The organism is Vibrio sp. Vb0888, from assembly GCF_033338835.1.
Lineage (GTDB): Bacteria > Pseudomonadota > Gammaproteobacteria > Enterobacterales > Vibrionaceae > Vibrio > Vibrio alginolyticus.
Genome location: NZ_JAWOTL010000300.1, coordinates 1 through 1081 on the forward strand (window position 1 = coordinate 1; position 1081 = coordinate 1081).

The 1081-nt window shown below is 48.0% G+C and carries 1 protein-coding gene; it reads right to left on the bottom strand.

What is annotated here, in order from left to right:
* Positions 1–133: 133 nt before the first annotated feature.
* Complete coding sequence (gene murQ / locus R7P72_RS25780; RefSeq protein WP_031857225.1) at positions 134–1060, bottom strand: N-acetylmuramic acid 6-phosphate etherase; 927 nt, start codon at positions 1058–1060, stop codon at positions 134–136.
* Positions 1061–1081 lie beyond the last annotated feature (21 nt).

A 1081-nucleotide genomic window follows, 5' to 3' on the forward strand; every position in this document is an offset into this window, starting at 1 on the left:
GTGAATAACGAGTTAAATCGCGAATTTGATGAGTGGTTGTATGACGAGGATTGATGCTTGATGTGTTAGCACCGGCGAAAAGAGAAGGTGGCCCATGAGCCACCTTTTTACTATCCAACCTTCTTACATTAGGTCAGTTTGATTTATGGCTCTCTACCGCTTTACGCAAGAAGCCGTCTTGATGATGAAGGTGCTGACGTGCGGACTCGATATCAAGATCGGTCAAGATCATTAAGATCGCCAGTTTCACCTCATAATTGGTCTGCTTAAGTACCTCGGTTGCCTCTTCTTTAGTGCACTCCGTCGCCTGCATAACAATGCGAGCAGCACGCGCGACCAATTTGTTGTTGGTCGCTTTCACGTCCACCATCAAGTTTTGGTAGCTCTTACCTAAACGGATCATACTTGCTGTAGTGAGCATGTTGAGCACCAACTTTTGCGCGGTGCCTGATTTTAAGCGAGTGGACCCCGTCAAGGCTTCAGGGCCAACAACGGGGCTTATTGCGATATCGGCAATATCTGCGATAGGAGAATCCGGATTGCACGACAACGCAACGGTAGTTGCACCAATCGTATTCGCGTATTCCAAACCGCCAATCACATAAGGTGTACGACCACTGGCTGCTATTCCTACCAGTACATCATTGCTGCTGAAGTCGATATCCTTTAAATCTTGCTCACCAAGTTGAGGTGAGTCCTCTGCACCTTCTTTGGCTTTTAGTATCGCTTCTGGGCCACCAGCGATAAGGCCGATCACCATTTTGTCCGATACGCCAAACGTTGGTGGGCATTCCGAGGCATCCAGTACACCTAAACGGCCGCTCGTGCCTGCACCCATATAAATTAAGCGTCCACCCACTTTAAAGGCGTCGGTGATCTTATCGACCGCTTGAGCAATCTCAGGCAGCACTTTTTCAACGGCAAGCGGAACGAGTTTGTCCTGTTGGTTGATGCGTTGAACAATATCGAGAGAAGGCAGCAAGTCGATGTCCATGGTATCTGGATTTCGCCCTTCAGATACCAGATGGGATAAAGCTGCGATAAGTGCATCGTTCGTCATAATGAATTAAGCCTTTTTGTT